Annotated in this window: 20 protein-coding genes; 6 read left to right on the top strand and 14 right to left on the bottom strand. The window is 64.0% G+C overall.

Annotated elements, in window-relative coordinates; translation table 11 throughout:
* Window positions 1-93: 93 nt before the first annotated feature.
* From BW39_RS08435 to BW39_RS08425, 3 genes are read right to left on the bottom strand one after another with little or no spacing between them, the layout of a single operon-like run.
* Entirely contained in the window at window positions 94-2,418 is a 2,325-nt protein-coding gene (locus BW39_RS08435) for a portal protein (protein WP_326923859.1), read from the bottom strand.
* Window positions 2,415-3,962, bottom strand: coding sequence for a terminase family protein (locus BW39_RS08430; protein ID WP_043821036.1), 1,548 nt, complete (start codon window positions 3,960-3,962; stop codon window positions 2,415-2,417). Before BW39_RS08430 ends, BW39_RS08435 begins: the two co-directional genes overlap by 4 nt.
* On the bottom strand, window positions 3,959-4,873 hold the full coding sequence (locus tag BW39_RS08425) for a terminase small subunit (RefSeq protein WP_052155294.1): 915 nt from the start codon (window positions 4,871-4,873) through the stop codon (window positions 3,959-3,961). The genes BW39_RS08430 and BW39_RS08425 overlap by 4 nt, the downstream gene beginning before the upstream one ends.
* A 252-nt stretch (window positions 4,874-5,125) precedes the next feature.
* Here BW39_RS08425 and BW39_RS30905 point away from each other — a divergent pair, with 252 nt between their 5' ends.
* The gene (locus BW39_RS30905) at window positions 5,126-5,506 is read left to right on the top strand and encodes an HTH domain-containing protein (RefSeq protein WP_152547199.1); all 381 of its coding nucleotides are present in this window, start codon (window positions 5,126-5,128) and stop codon (window positions 5,504-5,506) included.
* Between the two features lie 113 nt (window positions 5,507-5,619).
* Here BW39_RS30905 and BW39_RS08420 read toward each other — a convergent pair whose 3' ends face one another.
* Genes BW39_RS08420 through BW39_RS08375 form a run of 11 tightly spaced genes read right to left on the bottom strand, consistent with a single transcriptional unit; the run spans window position 5,620 to window position 11,276 of the window.
* Window positions 5,620-6,156: a hypothetical protein gene (locus BW39_RS08420; RefSeq protein ID WP_043821034.1), complete on the bottom strand. Its 537-nt coding sequence runs from the start codon at window positions 6,154-6,156 to the stop codon at window positions 5,620-5,622.
* Window positions 6,153-6,677, bottom strand: a complete 525-nt coding sequence (locus BW39_RS08415; protein ID WP_043821033.1) for a hypothetical protein — start codon at window positions 6,675-6,677, stop codon at window positions 6,153-6,155. Before BW39_RS08415 ends, BW39_RS08420 begins: the two co-directional genes overlap by 4 nt.
* Window positions 6,674-6,931, bottom strand: a complete 258-nt coding sequence (locus BW39_RS08410; RefSeq protein ID WP_043821031.1) for a hypothetical protein — start codon at window positions 6,929-6,931, stop codon at window positions 6,674-6,676. Before BW39_RS08410 ends, BW39_RS08415 begins: the two co-directional genes overlap by 4 nt.
* Window positions 6,924-7,244, bottom strand: coding sequence for a DUF4406 domain-containing protein (locus BW39_RS08405; RefSeq protein WP_043821029.1), 321 nt, complete (start codon window positions 7,242-7,244; stop codon window positions 6,924-6,926). The genes BW39_RS08410 and BW39_RS08405 overlap by 8 nt, the downstream gene beginning before the upstream one ends.
* Window positions 7,241-7,708, bottom strand: coding sequence for a hypothetical protein (locus BW39_RS08400; RefSeq protein WP_235264171.1), 468 nt, complete (start codon window positions 7,706-7,708; stop codon window positions 7,241-7,243). The genes BW39_RS08405 and BW39_RS08400 overlap by 4 nt, the downstream gene beginning before the upstream one ends.
* Entirely contained in the window at window positions 7,705-7,932 is a 228-nt protein-coding gene (locus tag BW39_RS31640; protein ID WP_152547198.1) for a hypothetical protein, read from the bottom strand. The genes BW39_RS08400 and BW39_RS31640 overlap by 4 nt, the downstream gene beginning before the upstream one ends.
* Window positions 7,913-8,419: a hypothetical protein gene (locus tag BW39_RS08395; protein ID WP_043821027.1), complete on the bottom strand. Its 507-nt coding sequence runs from the start codon at window positions 8,417-8,419 to the stop codon at window positions 7,913-7,915. Before BW39_RS08395 ends, BW39_RS31640 begins: the two co-directional genes overlap by 20 nt.
* Window positions 8,416-9,198 carry a hypothetical protein gene (locus tag BW39_RS08390; protein ID WP_043821026.1) on the bottom strand — a complete coding sequence of 261 codons (783 nt, stop codon included), beginning with the start codon at window positions 9,196-9,198 and terminating at the stop codon, window positions 8,416-8,418. Before BW39_RS08390 ends, BW39_RS08395 begins: the two co-directional genes overlap by 4 nt.
* Window positions 9,191-10,147 (bottom strand): helix-turn-helix domain-containing protein, encoded by a 957-nt coding sequence (locus tag BW39_RS08385; protein ID WP_043821024.1) that lies wholly within the window; start codon window positions 10,145-10,147, stop codon window positions 9,191-9,193. The genes BW39_RS08390 and BW39_RS08385 overlap by 8 nt, the downstream gene beginning before the upstream one ends.
* Window positions 10,144-10,812 carry a phage antirepressor KilAC domain-containing protein gene (locus tag BW39_RS08380; RefSeq protein ID WP_235264170.1) on the bottom strand — a complete coding sequence of 223 codons (669 nt, stop codon included), beginning with the start codon at window positions 10,810-10,812 and terminating at the stop codon, window positions 10,144-10,146. Before BW39_RS08380 ends, BW39_RS08385 begins: the two co-directional genes overlap by 4 nt.
* 35 nt (window positions 10,813-10,847) lie before the next feature.
* Window positions 10,848-11,276, bottom strand: coding sequence for a hypothetical protein (locus BW39_RS08375; protein WP_043821020.1), 429 nt, complete (start codon window positions 11,274-11,276; stop codon window positions 10,848-10,850).
* Between the two features lie 97 nt (window positions 11,277-11,373).
* Here BW39_RS08375 and BW39_RS31505 point away from each other — a divergent pair, with 97 nt between their 5' ends.
* The 5 genes from BW39_RS31505 (at window position 11,374) to BW39_RS08360 (ending at window position 15,205) form a co-directional block, all read left to right on the top strand.
* The gene (locus tag BW39_RS31505) at window positions 11,374-11,631 is read left to right on the top strand and encodes a hypothetical protein (RefSeq protein WP_043821017.1); all 258 of its coding nucleotides are present in this window, start codon (window positions 11,374-11,376) and stop codon (window positions 11,629-11,631) included.
* 499 nt (window positions 11,632-12,130) lie between these two features.
* The gene (locus BW39_RS08365; RefSeq protein WP_235264169.1) at window positions 12,131-12,505 is read left to right on the top strand and encodes a hypothetical protein; all 375 of its coding nucleotides are present in this window, start codon (window positions 12,131-12,133) and stop codon (window positions 12,503-12,505) included.
* Between the two features lie 1,242 nt (window positions 12,506-13,747).
* Complete coding sequence (locus tag BW39_RS30895) at window positions 13,748-14,314, top strand: hypothetical protein (protein ID WP_152547197.1); 567 nt, start codon at window positions 13,748-13,750, stop codon at window positions 14,312-14,314.
* Between the two features lie 394 nt (window positions 14,315-14,708).
* Window positions 14,709-14,906 (top strand): hypothetical protein, encoded by a 198-nt coding sequence (locus BW39_RS30890; RefSeq protein WP_152547196.1) that lies wholly within the window; start codon window positions 14,709-14,711, stop codon window positions 14,904-14,906.
* Complete coding sequence (locus tag BW39_RS08360) at window positions 14,894-15,205, top strand: hypothetical protein (protein ID WP_043821013.1); 312 nt, start codon at window positions 14,894-14,896, stop codon at window positions 15,203-15,205. The genes BW39_RS30890 and BW39_RS08360 overlap by 13 nt, the downstream gene beginning before the upstream one ends.
* Window positions 15,206-15,248 lie beyond the last annotated feature (43 nt).

Raw genomic sequence — 15,248 nt, 5'->3', positions numbered from 1 at the left:
GGCGGACGCGGCAACAATCCGCCCAGCGGCGGAGGCAAGAAGTAAAAGCAAACGCCCCGATAGGGGCGTTTCTCTTTGGGGTCGCGCTATTGGCTACGGCAAATTGTCTGCCGCCGACGGGGTTTCGATGCCCTGCATGCCACGCGCCGGCTCCTGCGGGATGGGCGGGAAAGCGGGGCTGGTGTTCTCGCGCACCTGGCCAATGTCGCCGGCCGCGCCCGGCCCGCCAGACTGAGGCGCGGGGCCATCGGCAACAACTCCCGGCACCGGGAAGTCCGGATCGTCACCGCCTGGGTTGGGCTTCTGGTAGCCCGCGCCCTGCATGATGGCGTCCGCGATGGGCGCGATGGCAGGATTCATGGCGACCTGGGCCCCGCCCTGCATCGCCGAGAAAGCGGCCTGCACGCCCACCTGCACGGCGTCGGCCATCACCTTCTTGATCTGGGCATCGGTCAGGCGCTCCTTCATCTCCAGCTCGCGCGCCTTGAGGTCGTGCCCGGCCTTGGACAACGCGGCCTGCACCTCCTGCTGAATACGCTGCTCGACCTGCTCCGGGCTCTCCTGGGAGCCGGCCGCGCGCAGGGCTTCGATGATCTCGCGCTTGTAGGGCGTGTCCATGAGCGCAACCATGTAGGGCATGGCGGCCTGCTGGAACTGCGGCGGCATGGTCTTGATGACCTCCTGCATTGCATACAGCTGCTGGGAGCGATAGCCGGGCGTGCTGGGCACCTCCTCGAGCTGGACCTTCAGCAGGGTGCGCTGCACGTCGTTGCTCAGGTAGGTGTAGCCGGCCGGATCGGTCTCGATCTTGTTGAGCACCACCGAACGGTCCTCGGTGACGGCATCGCCCTCGATGATCACCGTCTTCTCCTTGGCGCCCAAGTCCTGAACGATCATGGCCAGCAGCATCTCGCCCATCAGCGTGCGCGCGCGGCGGAAGTTTCCCATGATCTCGCCCAGCGCCTGGTTGGCCTGTTCCAGTTGGGTGCGCTCCTGAAGACCGCTGGTCGCGTTGCCGCGCTGGCCCGTGAATGCCGCCGGCGCTGCGGACAGCTGCTCGAAGACCGCGCGGCAGTCGTTCATGAGCTGGTGCTGCTGCTCGGTGAGCTGCACGTCCCGCTTGACCTCAAAGCGCGCGCCGGGCTTTGCCATGTGCTCCTGGTCCAGTACCACATGGGCGTTGCGGCGCCCGATGGTGCGCCGCAGGACCGCGTCGGGCATATTCGTGGCGCCCTTCGTGTTCTCGACCCGGTAGGCGGACAGGCCCCAGCGCATGAGCGCCGTCCCGCTGTTCAGGCTGTCCTGTTGGTAGATCAGCCCGCGCACGTAGCCATAGGGCACGCGCGTGGAATCCTCGCGGAAGCCCCAGAAGACCACGTAGGGGAAATGGCTGTGCGGGTATGGCGAGGGGCTGTCGTGCAACTTGTGCGGCCCAAGCCAGTAGCTTCGGCGCACCTTCGCCACGATGGCCTTGAATGCCTTGGTCATGCCCGTGGCCAAGCCGTAGTTGTGGGCCTGGTTGCCCGCGTCGTACTCGACCACGCGGCCATCAGGGGACTCGATGAGCACCACCTCCACCCATCGCCGGTACCAAAGCTCGGTCAGGCACAGCTGCTTATTGGTGCGGTCGTACCAGCGCGCTTCCTCAACTGTCCAGCCGCGCGCATCCTGGCCCGCATTGGTCAGGCCCGTGGAACTGCCGCCCTGGTTGGCCAGCCGGCCCGGATAGCCCTGTTGCCACCACGTGGCACCATTGCGGCCACAGGACAGGATCAGCTCCCGCGCCTGCGGAAAGGCGCGCGCGATGCGCTCGGGATGCAGCCATTTGTCCCGCTTGAAATACCGCGCGTCGCTGAGGTCCCACTCTTCCGCCGTCCAGTCCCAACGCACCTCGCTACGGCGCACGACCGCGCATTTGTAGCGGTACTGCGTCGGATCGCTCACGCGCTGCACGCCCACGCAGCCAAATCCCACGGCGGCCTGGGGCCGGAAGGCATCGCTGCAGGCATCGTCGGCATGGGACTCGCGCTCGGCCTCGTTCAGTTCGACATTGAGCGCATCGGCCACGTCCTTGCTGCCCGTCTGGCCGTTGGCCGTGACCCTCCAGTCCGTGCGCGTGGTCTGCTCGTAGCCCGTGAGCGCACGCAGCGTGGGGCCGATGCGGTCTTCAATGGCCGGCGGAATGCCCTGCTCCTTCATGGCGTTCAGCAGCTCGGTGTCCAGCTGCTTGCCGTCGGCATAGTCCATCTCCTTGTCGGCCGCGATGCGCCAGGGCGGCTCCTCGTCCATCTCGCGCAGCCATTCGGTGTATTCGTGGAGCGACACCTCGCCCTCACCCATGCGCAGATCATCATCCCCGGCATCCAGAGAACCCTCGACTTCAGGCGAGTCCACGTCCATCGTGCTGGTGTTGATCAATTGAGCCTCCAATCGGTCTCTTCGGGTTCTTCGTATTCGTGCCGCTTGCTGCCGGGCTCAGGAATGCCCTGGACAAAGGTCATTGCCACCGCGTCGCCCTTGTCAGGTGAGCGGCCCAGCGCCTTGCGGATGTCGTCCTTGGACAGCATCTGGATCGCCGCGACCCGGCCCAGGGTCACCACCTTGTAGCGAACGGCTGTGAGGTCGGCCAGCAGCTCAGGGTCTGGCGGCAGCGCGATGGGATTGGGATTCGTCGGGTCCAGGGCCTCGCGCAGAAGCCAGTACATTTCCGCGCGCCGGTTCCGGAAGCGCAGATTGCCGGCCTTGGTCATGGCGTTGGACGTCTCCGATCCGTTGACCGCGAGCACCAGCAGATTCAGGCCCACGATGAAATCCAGGGCGCTGGAGCCGATGCCGATGCTGTCCACGCAGATGCACGCGCCGTCGCGCACCAGCGGCACCACAAAGCCCGCAGCCGTCGGCCCGTCCTTGGTCACCGCGCCAGGAGCGCTGACCAGCTCATCGAACCAACTGCCATGGCGCCGCGCCGCCGAAGTCTTGTCGATGCCGCCGCGCGCCGGGTCCAGGCCCAGGGCCGTCATGCCGCCCTTGGCCTCGCGCGGCTTCCACCGGGCCTGCGCCGCCTGCACCCACTCGGTGGGGATCACCTGCCAGGCAGGGTCCGCGCTGCCTGCATTGAAGTCGCCGTTCAGCATCTTGCTGCGGAGCGGCTCAGGCAAAGACTGCAGCGTGGCCTTGTAGCCCGTGGACAGCAGGAACAGGTTGTCGTTGACGCTGGAGGGGATGAACGTCCGGCTCTTGGGCGTCATCAGGTCCGGGCCGACCATGACAGGCTCGGGGCCTGGCACCTCCTGGTCCTCGCCCTTCTCATTGGTCACGAACCAGCGCAGCTCGCCTGGCTTGGCCGGGTTCGGGTGGGAAGGTTCCAGCCACGGTGCCCAGAAGCGCTTCACCCATTCCCCTTCGGGCTCGGTAGGCGGATTGCCCGCGCACACCACGCGCTGGCGGATGGTCGGGTCATCGGTACGCAGCCAGCCGATCAGGGAACGGAACTGCAGTTCGGTGAAGTGGGTGATCTCATCGAAGCCTTTGAAATCGTGCGCGCGTCCCTGGTACTTGATCCAGTCGCCCGGCTCCTTCACGCTGCCCAGTTCCAGGACCTTGCCTTGCGGCAGCCGCCAGATCCCGTCCTGGCTGTTGTAGCCATCGCGCGTGCCCAGAATCGAGGTCATGCGCTCTTCAATGCCGGTCAGCTGCACGGACTGGCGCCGGAAGATGATGCTGTGCTTTTGCTTGGTAAGCGGCAGGCCCAGCAGCAGATCGGTCTTGCCGCCGCCGGCCGCGCCGCCGTAGAAGACGATGTCGGCATCGGACTCGAAGGCCACGGTCTGCGGGCCAGGTTGCGGGACCCAGATGGGCGCATCGCCCGACAGCAGCAGGGAGTCCAGCTCCGCGCGCGTGTCCGCGTCCAGGCCCTTGAGCAGATCCAGGATGTCGGCCGTGGTCAGCGCGGGCGTGTTCATTCCTCACCCCGCTTCGCCGCGAGCGTGGCCAGCAGCATGGCCGCGCCTGGGCCGCCATTGAGCAGGGCCGCGAGCCGCACTGCACGCTCGGCATCGGTCATCTGCTTGAGCATGAAGGGGTCGCTCTTCTGCTCGTTGTCCTTCTCGTAGAGGCCGGTGTGCTTGAACAGCTTCTCGAGGATGGCTACCTTGTCGTGGAACATGACCTCGATGCCGTACTTCCCTTCCTTGGCGCCGGCATACAGCGCACGCGCGGGCGTGCTGAGCCTGCGAGTGTCCTTCGTCACCACGCGCGAATGACCATCGCCACCGCACTGCGGGCAGTCCGGGTTTGGCTCCAGCAGAGGGTTGAAGCCAATGCCACCCTGCTCATCGAAGTCTGCCGGTGCATTGCCCTTCACGGCCCAGAGCTCACGGTCAGCATTCATCTCGCCCACGGTGCGCTGGTATCGGTTGCCCTCGCCAAAGCAATGGCGGCAGCAGCCGGTCTTGACCTCGACCAGCTCACGAGGATCGGCAACCAGGATGTTCAGTGCCTCGGTGAGCACGCGGTCCGCACTGACCTGGGTGCGCTCCTGCTGCACCTTGCGTGCCTCTGCGATTGCCGCCTGCAGGTAAGGTTTTGCTAGGTTTTCCGTAGCAATCTGTTTGGCTGTGTGGACGCTGTAGCCGGCGCGGATGGCAGCTTGGGCGCCGTTGAGATCCACCAGGTACTCCTCCACGAAACGCTGCTGCTTCGGAGTCAGGGTCTGGGCATCCTGCGTCTTGGCCGGCTGCGCCCTGCGAGCGGGCTTTTTGATCGCCGGGCGCTTCGCAGGAACGACAGAGCCTGCGGCCTTCTTCGCGGCAGCAGGCTTTTTGGGTACAGGTTTCTTTTGAGGCGCGGACTTGCCGGCAGGACTTTGGGCCATGAAAGGAAATGTCAACCCCAGGGCTGTATCAACCTAACTCTAGACAGGGAAGGGGTCTCCGTGAAACGCCGACAGGTGCCGCAAACAGCTTTTTTGATGTACCAGTCCAGCGTATTCACTTGACACGCGATCGCCCTAGCACCGCGAAACCTTTGGAGCCAGCCGATTAAAGCAAAATATTACTAGCGTTACTAGTAGTTTCCGTTACACTTCAGTTCTGACTCATCAACATGGCAATCACAGGAGAAGCCGATGGCCACAAAGAAAACAACCACCGCAGTCGTAACTCTTAACAATGGCCGCGTAGCTGAACAATTGCGCGATTTAGCAGAAAAGGTCCAATCTGGCGAAATTGGCGGCTATCAATTCTCACAAACCGCCAACTCGATTACCCTCACTGTTGATTCTGCTGATGGTAACGAACGATTAATCAAGCATCGGGATGCTCGTCCGGGCCTTGTAAGGACCACTACAGAGCGCATTCAGAAGCAAGCTCCCGCAAAGCGGCGGATTGTGGTCAAAGAACTAGCACAAGAAGGACGTACACAGCAAGAGATTGCTGCGCGCACGATGCGCTCACAAAAGACTATCTCAAACGATCTTGCCAAGCTTAAGAAAGATGGCGAACTTTGACATGGTCATGCTTCTTGTATGCTGACACAGGCGTTGCCACTAAGTAGGTGCTGGTTGAAGGCGGGATAGCAGCCACGGGACTTTGGTCAAACGTGCAGAATTTGGGGGGAAAACTAGATAAGCAGGTCCCCCTGTCTAGAGTCCTGTCTTTTTAAAAGCTTAAGCGCCTTCACTTCTCTTTCCAATACTCGTCGCTTGGCAACTTCCTCTAGAAGTTGATCCTGCAATTCCGTGACACGCGTAAGTGCGGTGTGCTCCAGGGCCACGCCTGCCAGACCCTGGCCGAGGCGTGCGGCCTCAGGCCGGATGAGATGCAAGACATGCTCCCCGATCTCCACGATGGTTCGCCCATCGTTGAGGTGAACGATGACCACATCCCGCGCCGCCCCATGCTGATGCACCGGGCGGTAGCACTGCTTCACTGCCGCGATCATCCCCTCCCCTCGCAGCACCTTGATGCGGTCGTCCACGGTGGTGAGGTTCAGGCCCGTCATCTTGTGGATCCGGTCCCGCGTCGGCTCCTCGCCTGCTTCGTGCAACTGGCGGATCGCCTCGTAGACTTGCGTCAGCGTGGGCACGGCCTCGACCGCGCCCGTGTCCGGATTGCCGCCGGCTGTCTTGTGGATGGTGCTGGTGGTGGCTTGGTTCATGCGGGTTCACTCCAGAGTGGCAGGCGTTGTGGCCATTGGCCGGATTCGAGGATGGTGTGGCGGGTGATGCGGCCCCATTCGAGGCCGTAGTCCCGATGGGCTTCGCGGCCGCCGTCAACAAGGCGATATTGGTCATATGCGACGTGGCAGCCCTCCATGTCAGGGCGTGTGCAGCACAAGGGGAAGCCTGTGCGGTCGTCGGTCTTCATGCCCATGCCTTTGCCGAGGTTCAGATGAGCGTGCTGGCTGTAGCCGGCGATGCCACACCAAATGCAAGGGAGCGCAGCCACGGCGCGGCGGTAGGCCTCGCATTCGAGAACCTCGGCCTTGTGCACGACCAAGCCTGTGCTGGCCGCACCCATCACCACGATGCTGGTGCACGCCATGCCGGCCGTGGCGCGTGCACTGTCCATGGCGCGGGCCGCGCGCTGCGCCAGGCGCTCCTCTCGGTCTTGCGCTGGTGCGGCGGCGGGCCGGAGGCCGAAGCCGCGGCTGGGCCAGATGCTCCGGTTCTGGATCATCGGATGTCGCCCTCCACATCCACCTGCACCAGGAAGCCGTGGTCGTTCATCACGCACACGCGAGTGGGGCCGTACTGCTCAATGCGGCAGCAGCGGTTTTCCGACCAGACGGAGAAGCGGTAGCGCCCCAGGGCATCGGGACCTTCGATGCGCTCGCGCATTGCGGCGCCACGCCACAGGGGCGGGTGCTGGGCTGCGGCACGCACTGGGCCGCGCTGGCCACGGCGCGGAAGGTCGGGGCGGAAATCAAGCATGGGCACCGCCCTCCCCTGTGCTGGCATCGAAGTCCTGCACCTCCATGCCCAGATCCAGGGCCAGGCCGTGCTCCACGCGCGCGCCCTTGGACCCGCGCCAGCCGGGCAGCATGTAGACCGCATCGCACTTGCAAAGCTGCGGCAGTGCCAGGCGCATGTAGCCTGCCCAGCTTCCGCACGCAGGCGCGGGGTTCTCGGCCGGGTTCTCGACTTGGTGGCCCTGGGCTCGCAGCGTGGCGGCGGCGCGGTTGAAGGCCGGGTAGTTGAACTCGGGCAGTCCTGTCATCGGGCCGGCGATGTAGATGCGCTTCATGGCCGGGCCCTCCGGAAGGACCACGCAATCATTGCGGCGTCACGCTGGTGCTGATTGCTGCGGCCGTCCCAGCCGGTCAGGCGGCTGAAGGTGGCGGCATCGATCTTGGCGCCGTGGGCACTGCCGGCCTTCGCGCTGGGCGGCATGCCGAAGCAGGCAATGCCGAGGCTCGCGCACAGGGTCTCGATGAGCACGCACCATGCATCGATCTCGCCCACGTTGCGCGCCATCTTGGCCCGCGCCGCGGCGCTGCCCTGGCCGGTCCAGGTCTTCCGCGCCTTGCGGCTGTCCTCGAAGATCACCAGCGTGGGCGCCCTGCCCTGCAGCGTCTGCAGGATCTGCGCTGGCGCAATCTCCTCCAGCGCCTGCAGCTGGCCATCCACGATCCAGGCCAGGCCCGTGTGCTTGCCCGGGTCCATGCCCAGCACCGTGATCGGGCCTTGGTGGCCAGCAGGCACCGTCACGCGCGGGGCGGCGGGCGCCAGGCGAGCGCCTGCAGCTGCTGCACTACCTGCTGCTCGATGTCCACGAACAGCCGGGACTCGTCCCTGTCCAGCTCCCTGGCCCTGGCCTTGACATACTCCCACCACCCGGGTTGCTGGGCCAGCTTGACGAGGTGCGCCACGGCTGCCGCGCTGAGATTGTTTGGTTGTTGCTGCCATTGGTGTTCAGACGACAATGAATTCATGGGTATCGCTGCCGTGGCTGTTGACCAGCAGCTCGCGCAGACGGCGTTCGGTGGCGCGGTGCGCACGGATGAAGGTGCGGGCCGGGATCACCTCCAGTACCTGGCCATAGGCCTCGCCGAACTCGACCAGGTGGCCCAGTTGCAGAGCGTTGAGCCGCATCTCCTGGCCGTGGCCGTGCTTGCGGCCCAGGTCCACGACGGCCGCCACGGCATCAGCAAACAGGCTCTGGGCCTCGGGCTCGGTGAAGACGCCCATGCCCAGCAGCGTTTCGGACAGGTTCGCGGCGTCGGCCAGGTCGCGCCAGTGCTGCACTGTGGGAGCGGCGTAGCCCACGGCATGCACGGCTGCCAGCACTGCAGCGGCCAGAGGCTCGCGCTTGCGCTGGTGCAGCGGCTGCCGCTCGCTGGCAGACAGCTCCTGTGCCAGCGTGTAGGTGTAGGGCAGCCGCAGGTAGTCGCGGCTCACGGCGGAATGGATGGCGCTCATGGCTGGCTCCCCTGCTGGTGCTGCGCCACGGCGGCAGCAGTGCGGCGCTTGGCCTGGCCCAGGCGCATGCGGTCTGCACGGGCCTGGACTTGCACGGGTGTGAAACGCGTGGCCTTGAGTGCAAAGGCTTCGCGCAGTGTGGCCAGCTGGGCCAGCACTTCGCGCTTGGGTCCACTGGGCATGGACTCGGGCGTCGGCAGCGCCAGGGCAGCGCGCGGGGCCGGCATTTGCAGCTGCTCGCGCAGGTCGTCGGTCAGACCCTCCAGCCCGCCCGGCAGCCTGCCTGCTGTGATGGCCTCCTGCACCGCGCGCGTCCGGGCTTCGGGGTCGTGGCCCAGGCTGACCTGCACCACAGGGCGGCGGCGCAGTGCGCGGGCCTCGCCTGTGATCCGGCCATAGGCCTCGATGAAGGCCTGCCGCGCGCCGAACTTGTCGCCGGCACTGAGCAGCGGCGCGGCCACGGCCCAGGCCTGGGCGATCTCGTCGGTCCACACCACGGTGGCCTGCTGGTCGGCGCTGGTCAGGGCAAGGCCATAGGCTTCGGCCGGCAGCATGCGGCCCATGGCGTGGTCCACGTACTGCAGCACAGTGCCAGTCAGGATCGGGCCGCGATGCTCGGCACGGATGCGGGCCAGGGCCAGGCGCAGCACAGGCTTGTCGATGTGGGCCAGGTCTTCCGCCAGCAGCAAAAGCGCAGCAGGCCGGACCTGCTGGCCGCTCAGCTCCATCGTGGCGCCCAGCTCCTCCAGCAGCCAGTCGGCATCCAGATGGTCACGCATTGCCGCCCTCCCCGTTGCCCGGGCCGCCGCGCTGCCGCAGCAGCCGCTTGGCCTCCTCAATGGCGTCGAAATTGGCGCTCGTCTTGTCCGCTGCCTGCGCAGCCGTGCCGGTCACCGCCTGTCCACGGGCCCACTGGGTGCGGAAGCTCTCGGCCTGGTTCACCAGCAAGCCGACGCCGTGGGAGTTCTTCACCACGAATGCCTCGTTCACGCTGGCCACGTACCACGCAGCCACCAGCGGCGCTTCCTCGAAGCCCAGGCGCTTGACCAGCGTCTTCACGTTGGCGTTCACGACCTGGTTGCGCACCGGCTTGACGCCGTACCGCTGCTCATAGGCTAGGCTGTAGGCTGCCCAGGTGAGCTTGCAGGCTGCCTGCAGGGCTGTCTCGCCGTCGTCTGGATCACCGCCAGCCCCATCGCGGGCCGACGGCGCAGCCGGCGGGAATGATTCGTTGGCGGTTCCTTTACGGTTCCTATTACGGTTCAATGATGATTTGGGTGCGCCATCTGCACCCCTGGGGTGCGCCATCTGCGGGGGTTGAGGTGCGCCATTTGCACCCCCTGGTGCGCCATCTGCGGGGGGTGGTGCGCCGTCTGCACCCAGTGCGCCATTTGCGGGGGGTGCGCCATTTGCACCCGGTGCGGCATCTGCACCCGTGCCACGCTTGCGCTTCGCGGGCGCTGCAGCGGGGTTGAAGTTGGCCGGCGTGATGGTGTAGCTGGTGCTCGAGTTGATGCGGTACTCACGGAACACCACGCCCACCGTCTGCAGCCAGGCGATGGCATCCTGTACGGCGCGCTCGGACAGGCAGGTGCGCTTCGCAATCGTCGCAACGCCAGGCCAGCACACGCCGTCATCGTTGGCCTGGTCAGCCAGGGAAATCAGCACCGCCTTCTGCGCGGGGGACATTGCCAGCGGCCAGCAGGCCGCCATGATCATCGTGCTCATTGCTGCGCACCCTCCTGCGCCAGGCGGGCCTGGTGCTGGCCCCACAGGCCGGCAATCCACGTCACGCCCTTGCTGGTGAACTTGGCCTGGGTGAAAGCGTGGTCGCTGTGCTGGGCATGGCCAGCCTTCACCACGAAGCGGCCTGCGTCCAGATGCTGGGCCAGCGGCGTCAGCCGGCCGCCCAGGTGGTACATCACCTTGTTGTCCAGCAGGAACGCGCGGAAGCGCTCCTCGTTCGCGCGCAGTAGCTTGCAGACCTGACGGAAGCCCATGGCACCGGTCTCCGCAGATGCGAAGCGGTCCACGAACTCCACCTTGGGCGCAGCCAGGGCCAGCGCGGCCTGCTGCTGCTCTATCTGCTCGGCTTGTTCAGCGGCCAGGCGCAGCGCCTGAGACATCGTGCGCGGAACGGCTGGAGCGGCCTGGGCCTCCAGCTCCTGCCAGCGATCCACCAGGCGCGCGGTGAACTCAGGAGACAGCTGCGCCACCACGACATAGCTGTCGCGTTTGCACAGTTGGTAGACGCTCACGGTCTGGCCGAGATGGTTCCGAACTTCCTGCAACGCAGGGAGTTGGATCACGCCGCGCGCGCCCAGGCGCTCGATGGAGGTCTTCACGTTGTCGTGGCGGGACTCCACCAAAGAAGCGATTTCTTCGCTGCTCATGGTCAGCACGGCGGCGGAAATTGCAGTGATCGCGTTCATTGCCCGGGCCCCCAGAATTTCCGGGCCGGAAATGGGCCTGTCAAATGCTCCCGCAGGTCCATAGCATCAGCGTCATGCAACGCCTTTTCCGCAACCATCAACGTGTAAGTCTTCTCGTGGACCAGCAGGTAAATGCAGTCCCGCTGGCAGGCCGACGAGTTCTGTTTGCGCATGGCCGCACGACGCCTGAAAAGCTCCGCAGTCCCACTGTCAACCCACGTCTTCATGCAGGTGTCCAGAGCCCCATTGGGGCCAGCGATGCCGCGGGCAAACATCACGTCGCCACCTTCAGCCTCGTCCAACCGGGCCTGGGCATGGGCCAGCACACGCTCCGCTTCCTCGGGGGCCAGCCCCTTCAGCGCCTTGAGGATTCGATCTGCCGCGTCAATTTCCGCGCGGCTCAGTACTTGGGGGGCGTCACGCATGCGGACTCACTCCTCGGCTTGTTTTTTGAAAGGGGTGCCCGCCACCTCCCGGAGCAGAATGGGAGTTCCTACACAACCATTCCCGAGAGGGGCGGACATGAAACTGGAGAACACGGAATTGCTGGTCGCTGCGCAGGTGCTCGAGTTGGCCGCGTCGCATCGCCAGATGGCTTGGGCGAGGTACGCAAGGGAGAACGACTTGCCCGCACAGGCCTCACCCCAGGAACGGAAAGCCTGGAGGGAAGAGCACCCGGTGTCGGAGTTCGTGCCTGGGGCGCTTGCTGCTCTACAAGCCGTCGCGATGCAGATACGCGAACTCACGGCAGCCTCCAATCGGGATCCGGCGAAGGGCTGACGGTCAGCGCCAAGGCAGTGATCGACTGCTGGGCAGCCACCGTGGCCTGCTGCGACATCAGCCTTTTCATGTCGGCGTGTAGGTTCAGGCTGGCCTTTTGCCAGGCCTCCATGCGACGCTCCTGGCGGACGCGGTGCAAGCGCTTCTGGAACGGCAGTGGGCCGGGCCGCTTGGACTTGCGGGGGCTATGCATGGCCCTGCTCCTGGGTGGTGGGTTGTGCACGACGACGCCGTTTGCCCGGCTTTGACATTCGGCCAACAACGCCCATCACGCGGTCCGCTGTGGCTTGCGGAAGCACATCGGGCCAGAGGTAGATGGTCTGAACCGCGCGGTACCCCATCGCTTCAGCGGCCTTCTTTGGGGTTCCACCCAACAGCTCGATAGCACGATCTTTCTTCATGCTTGATTGTAAACATGTTTACAGACAAGCACGCAACCGAATTTACACACCAAGGATTAAGGTGCGTCATGCTTTACGGGGAACGTCTACTTCAAGCCATGCAGAAGCGATCGGAAACGCTTGGGCGTGAGATCGAGCGCAAGGACGTTGCCAACGCGGCTGGAACATCCGTCCAGAACATTGGCATGATCCTGACCAATGCCAAGGGGCGGGATCAAAAGCTGCGCACCGAAGCGCACGACAAAGTTGCCGCTTATCTGAAGGTGAATTCGAGATGGCTGCTGACCGGGGAAGGTCAGATGGAGCAGGCACCTACGATCAGCGCGCCATCAGAGCTAACGCCTGCAGCAGTTGAGCTGGGGGTGCTTTTTGACATGATCCCGCAGTCGGACAAGCTCAGTCGAGCAAAGGCATTCAACGCGGCGAGCACTGCCATCATGCAAGTGCTGCAAGACGTGTCCGCCAAGTCTTAAGCAGCTCCTCGCTCGGGAAGATCAAGGCTTTTACGCCCTGAGTCGTCAACTCGCGGATACACCCCTCAATCTCTGCGTCAGCTTCACACGCACTTCGCGCTCTGACGAGCGTGCGCCCTTCAGTCGCGTCCGAAAGTACTGTGTTTCCATACATGTAGCAATCATAGCTGCGACCAAAGATGCACCACAAGCGGAATCTTCCGGACAAGTAAAAATGAATTTTTTGTAAACTCATCTACAAATAATTGAACGCAAGCATGTAAACATGTTTACAATAAATTCCAGCAACCCGGCACCGCATGCGGACAGGCAGGGAAGTTGGGCACCACGGCATCGACCGGGCAAGCCCCCGGTCTTTAACAAGAGAGCTTGAGTACAGATTGGTTGAGGCGGCCGCTGACGGCGCGTGAGAAGTTCAGCGGGAAGCGGGCTGGATCGCTCCAGCCCGCCCCACTCGGTCACAGCATCAGTAGCAGAACGATGTAGCCGATGGCTTTGAGGCACTTGGCCACGTCGATCTTGATGCTCACACGCACAGAAGTCTTCATTTGGATTGCTCCGGTGAAGACCCGTGGCCACGGGTCAAGAACCCGCTTTGCACTTATTACGCGCCCTTGCTGGCGCGGCCAGTTGCTTACCGCGAATGGGCTTCTGGCACGGCTTCTCGGCTTTCGCACGCCCAGACGAGGGCTAGCCAGGCATCCACCTGACCGCTATGGACCGGATCACCTTAAGCGGCTTGACGGGCCGCAGTGGGCGGTGTCGGCGCCCGCAGCAAGTATCTCAGATGGCCGCCTCATCCAATCTGCACTCAGCTCGCACTGCACGCCGATGTTGCTTGCCCCACCTGAGGGGCATTCGTCCGGCGCAATGGCGCTCCTGGGCATGGGCCAGGTGAGCGCGCCGCGTCTCCGCGCGGTTGCCAGTCCGTCAAAGCACGGTTCACGGCATAGGGAAGGAACTGCGGGCGGGATGCCCTGTAGAGAGTAGGCGGGAGGCAGTGAAGGGTGTGCGCCAGCGCATCTGGAGCCGACGATGGAACACCGCCCGGGCATTCCGGTGACGAACGCAGTGAGATGACACCACGGAGCAAATAAACGGTGCGGCATGTTGATGCCGCGCAGCTGCTACCAGATGCAGCACGCCCTCCCCGAGCGCATCGGGGCGAAACAAAAGAGGCTCTCGTTGGGGGACGCGTTTAGTGCATGTGTTACAAACTGCCCATCCAAGAAGGGAGAGACCATGTTCAAAAGCCAGCAGACACTGGCCGCCATTGCCTTGGCATTCGCTGCAATAGGCCCTGCATCGGCGCAGGTGAAATGCACAATGCCAAATCAGAAAGTCATCACGCTTCAGACGGCCAGCAAATGTCCGGCGGATGCCTTGAAAGCAGAGACGCTGGATGGCAAGGACATCACGCCACCGCAAAGCGAACGTCGTACCCCGACACCAAAGCCGACCACCACAGCCGCTCCACCGCCGACGCCCAAGCCTATCGAAAACCATATCGTGAGACCCAGGCGGGAGGAGTACGTTGAGCCATTCGATGTTGCACGCAACATCTGCAAGGTTGTCAAAGATCACAAGGCAGGCATTTGCAGCATCAGTCAAGCAAACAGGGTCGAAAACACCCCTTACATTCGTGTCACCACCGACGGCACAGCTGACGAGTTACGCAAGCTATGCCAGATGCTCGCAAAATCTGCCCACGAATCGAGTAAAGGCAGTATGCGTGATCACTTTTGGTATGTGAGGGTGTATTCACGGCATGATTTCTTCACACCAGTGGACACTTGCAGGATTCAGTAGCTAGCTGCCGTGCCTGCTGCACGGGAAGTACGCAGTCGGCGGCCCCAGGAATCCATCTAGCCCCCTCGAAAGCAGCGGGGAGGTCAACAATACTCTGATCATGGATCGCAGAGGGCTTACCAATCACGGAAGGTTAAGCCCTGCAAATTTTACCTCTTGTACACGATTGCGAAAGCGTGTGCCGGGCATACTGACCTGAACAGTTTCTCGCCGAGCCTGGGCTTCCTCCTCCCTCCCTCTCTAATTCCCAGGCACGCCTTCAAGGCATCGGCACTTTCCACCAAAGCCCTGCAGCTTCACCAGTTGCAGGGCCTTTTTTGTTTCGTGGGTCGCCTTGTGCGGCATTTGGCCCGCCCTGCAGCAATGTGGGGCGGGCTCTTTTTTGGAATCCACCATGAGATCCAGATTCAACCGCCTGCGTGGCGAACGTGGCCGCGTCGCATACGAACCGCAGACCTATGCGGACTGGCGCGAAGAAGAGCGCCTCATCGCCGAGCAGGAGGCCCAGCGCCGACAGCAGCAAGCCACCAACCCCGCGAATCCGCCTCCTGGCGGATTTGTCGTTTCAGGAGAGCCGAAATGCAGCGAGTGATCCCCTCCGAACCTTTCAACCCCGACCCCGATGCGCGCTTCCTCCGCGAGGCCTCACGCCCTGGCCCTGTGGCCGAGCCGGGCCCAGCGCCCACGCCCGGCAGCTGGCTGCTGCTGTGCCTTGTCCTGCTGTCGGCCCTGGTGCTCAGCGCCTGTGCGGATGCCGGCGCGGCCCAGGAAACCGTGGCCAGCGCAGCGGACGTGCAGCGCGCGCACAGCGCCGCCCAGGCCTGCCCGCCCGGTCATGCCGTGGTCTGGATCGGTCCGAAGTCGATGGAATGCCTGCGCGAGCTCCCATGACCAAGCTTCTCGGATTTTTTCTCTGGTCGGCCATCTCGGCCGC

This window comes from Delftia sp. RIT313 (genome assembly GCF_000632165.1).
Taxonomy (GTDB): domain Bacteria; phylum Pseudomonadota; class Gammaproteobacteria; order Burkholderiales; family Burkholderiaceae_C; genus Comamonas; species Comamonas acidovorans.
This window is presented reverse-complemented; position numbering and strand designations above follow the sequence as displayed.

Bases quoted from the DNA above. Each gene is read 5' to 3' on its own strand.
- BW39_RS08430 (WP_043821036.1), bottom strand. From the start codon at position 3,962: ATGAACACGCCCGCGCTGACCACGGCCGACATCCTGGATCTGCTCAAG.
- BW39_RS08425 (WP_052155294.1), bottom strand. From the start codon at position 4,873: ATGGCCCAAAGTCCTGCCGGCAAGTCCGCGCCTCAAAAGAAACCTGTA.
- BW39_RS30905 (WP_152547199.1), top strand. From the start codon at position 5,126: ATGGCCACAAAGAAAACAACCACCGCAGTCGTAACTCTTAACAATGGC.
- BW39_RS08420 (WP_043821034.1), bottom strand. From the start codon at position 6,156: ATGAACCAAGCCACCACCAGCACCATCCACAAGACAGCCGGCGGCAAT.
- BW39_RS08415 (WP_043821033.1), bottom strand. From the start codon at position 6,677: ATGATCCAGAACCGGAGCATCTGGCCCAGCCGCGGCTTCGGCCTCCGG.
- BW39_RS08410 (WP_043821031.1), bottom strand. From the start codon at position 6,931: ATGCTTGATTTCCGCCCCGACCTTCCGCGCCGTGGCCAGCGCGGCCCA.
- BW39_RS08405 (WP_043821029.1), bottom strand. From the start codon at position 7,244: ATGAAGCGCATCTACATCGCCGGCCCGATGACAGGACTGCCCGAGTTC.
- BW39_RS31640 (WP_152547198.1), bottom strand. From the start codon at position 7,932: ATGAATTCATTGTCGTCTGAACACCAATGGCAGCAACAACCAAACAAT.
- BW39_RS08395 (WP_043821027.1), bottom strand. From the start codon at position 8,419: ATGAGCGCCATCCATTCCGCCGTGAGCCGCGACTACCTGCGGCTGCCC.
- BW39_RS08390 (WP_043821026.1), bottom strand. From the start codon at position 9,198: ATGCGTGACCATCTGGATGCCGACTGGCTGCTGGAGGAGCTGGGCGCC.
- BW39_RS08385 (WP_043821024.1), bottom strand. From the start codon at position 10,147: ATGAGCACGATGATCATGGCGGCCTGCTGGCCGCTGGCAATGTCCCCC.
- BW39_RS08380 (WP_235264170.1), bottom strand. From the start codon at position 10,812: ATGAGCAGCGAAGAAATCGCTTCTTTGGTGGAGTCCCGCCACGACAAC.
- BW39_RS08375 (WP_043821020.1), bottom strand. From the start codon at position 11,276: ATGCGTGACGCCCCCCAAGTACTGAGCCGCGCGGAAATTGACGCGGCA.
- BW39_RS31505 (WP_043821017.1), top strand. From the start codon at position 11,374: ATGAAACTGGAGAACACGGAATTGCTGGTCGCTGCGCAGGTGCTCGAG.
- BW39_RS08365 (WP_235264169.1), top strand. From the start codon at position 12,131: ATGCAGAAGCGATCGGAAACGCTTGGGCGTGAGATCGAGCGCAAGGAC.
- BW39_RS30895 (WP_152547197.1), top strand. From the start codon at position 13,748: ATGTTCAAAAGCCAGCAGACACTGGCCGCCATTGCCTTGGCATTCGCT.
- BW39_RS30890 (WP_152547196.1), top strand. From the start codon at position 14,709: ATGAGATCCAGATTCAACCGCCTGCGTGGCGAACGTGGCCGCGTCGCA.
- BW39_RS08360 (WP_043821013.1), top strand. From the start codon at position 14,894: ATGCAGCGAGTGATCCCCTCCGAACCTTTCAACCCCGACCCCGATGCG.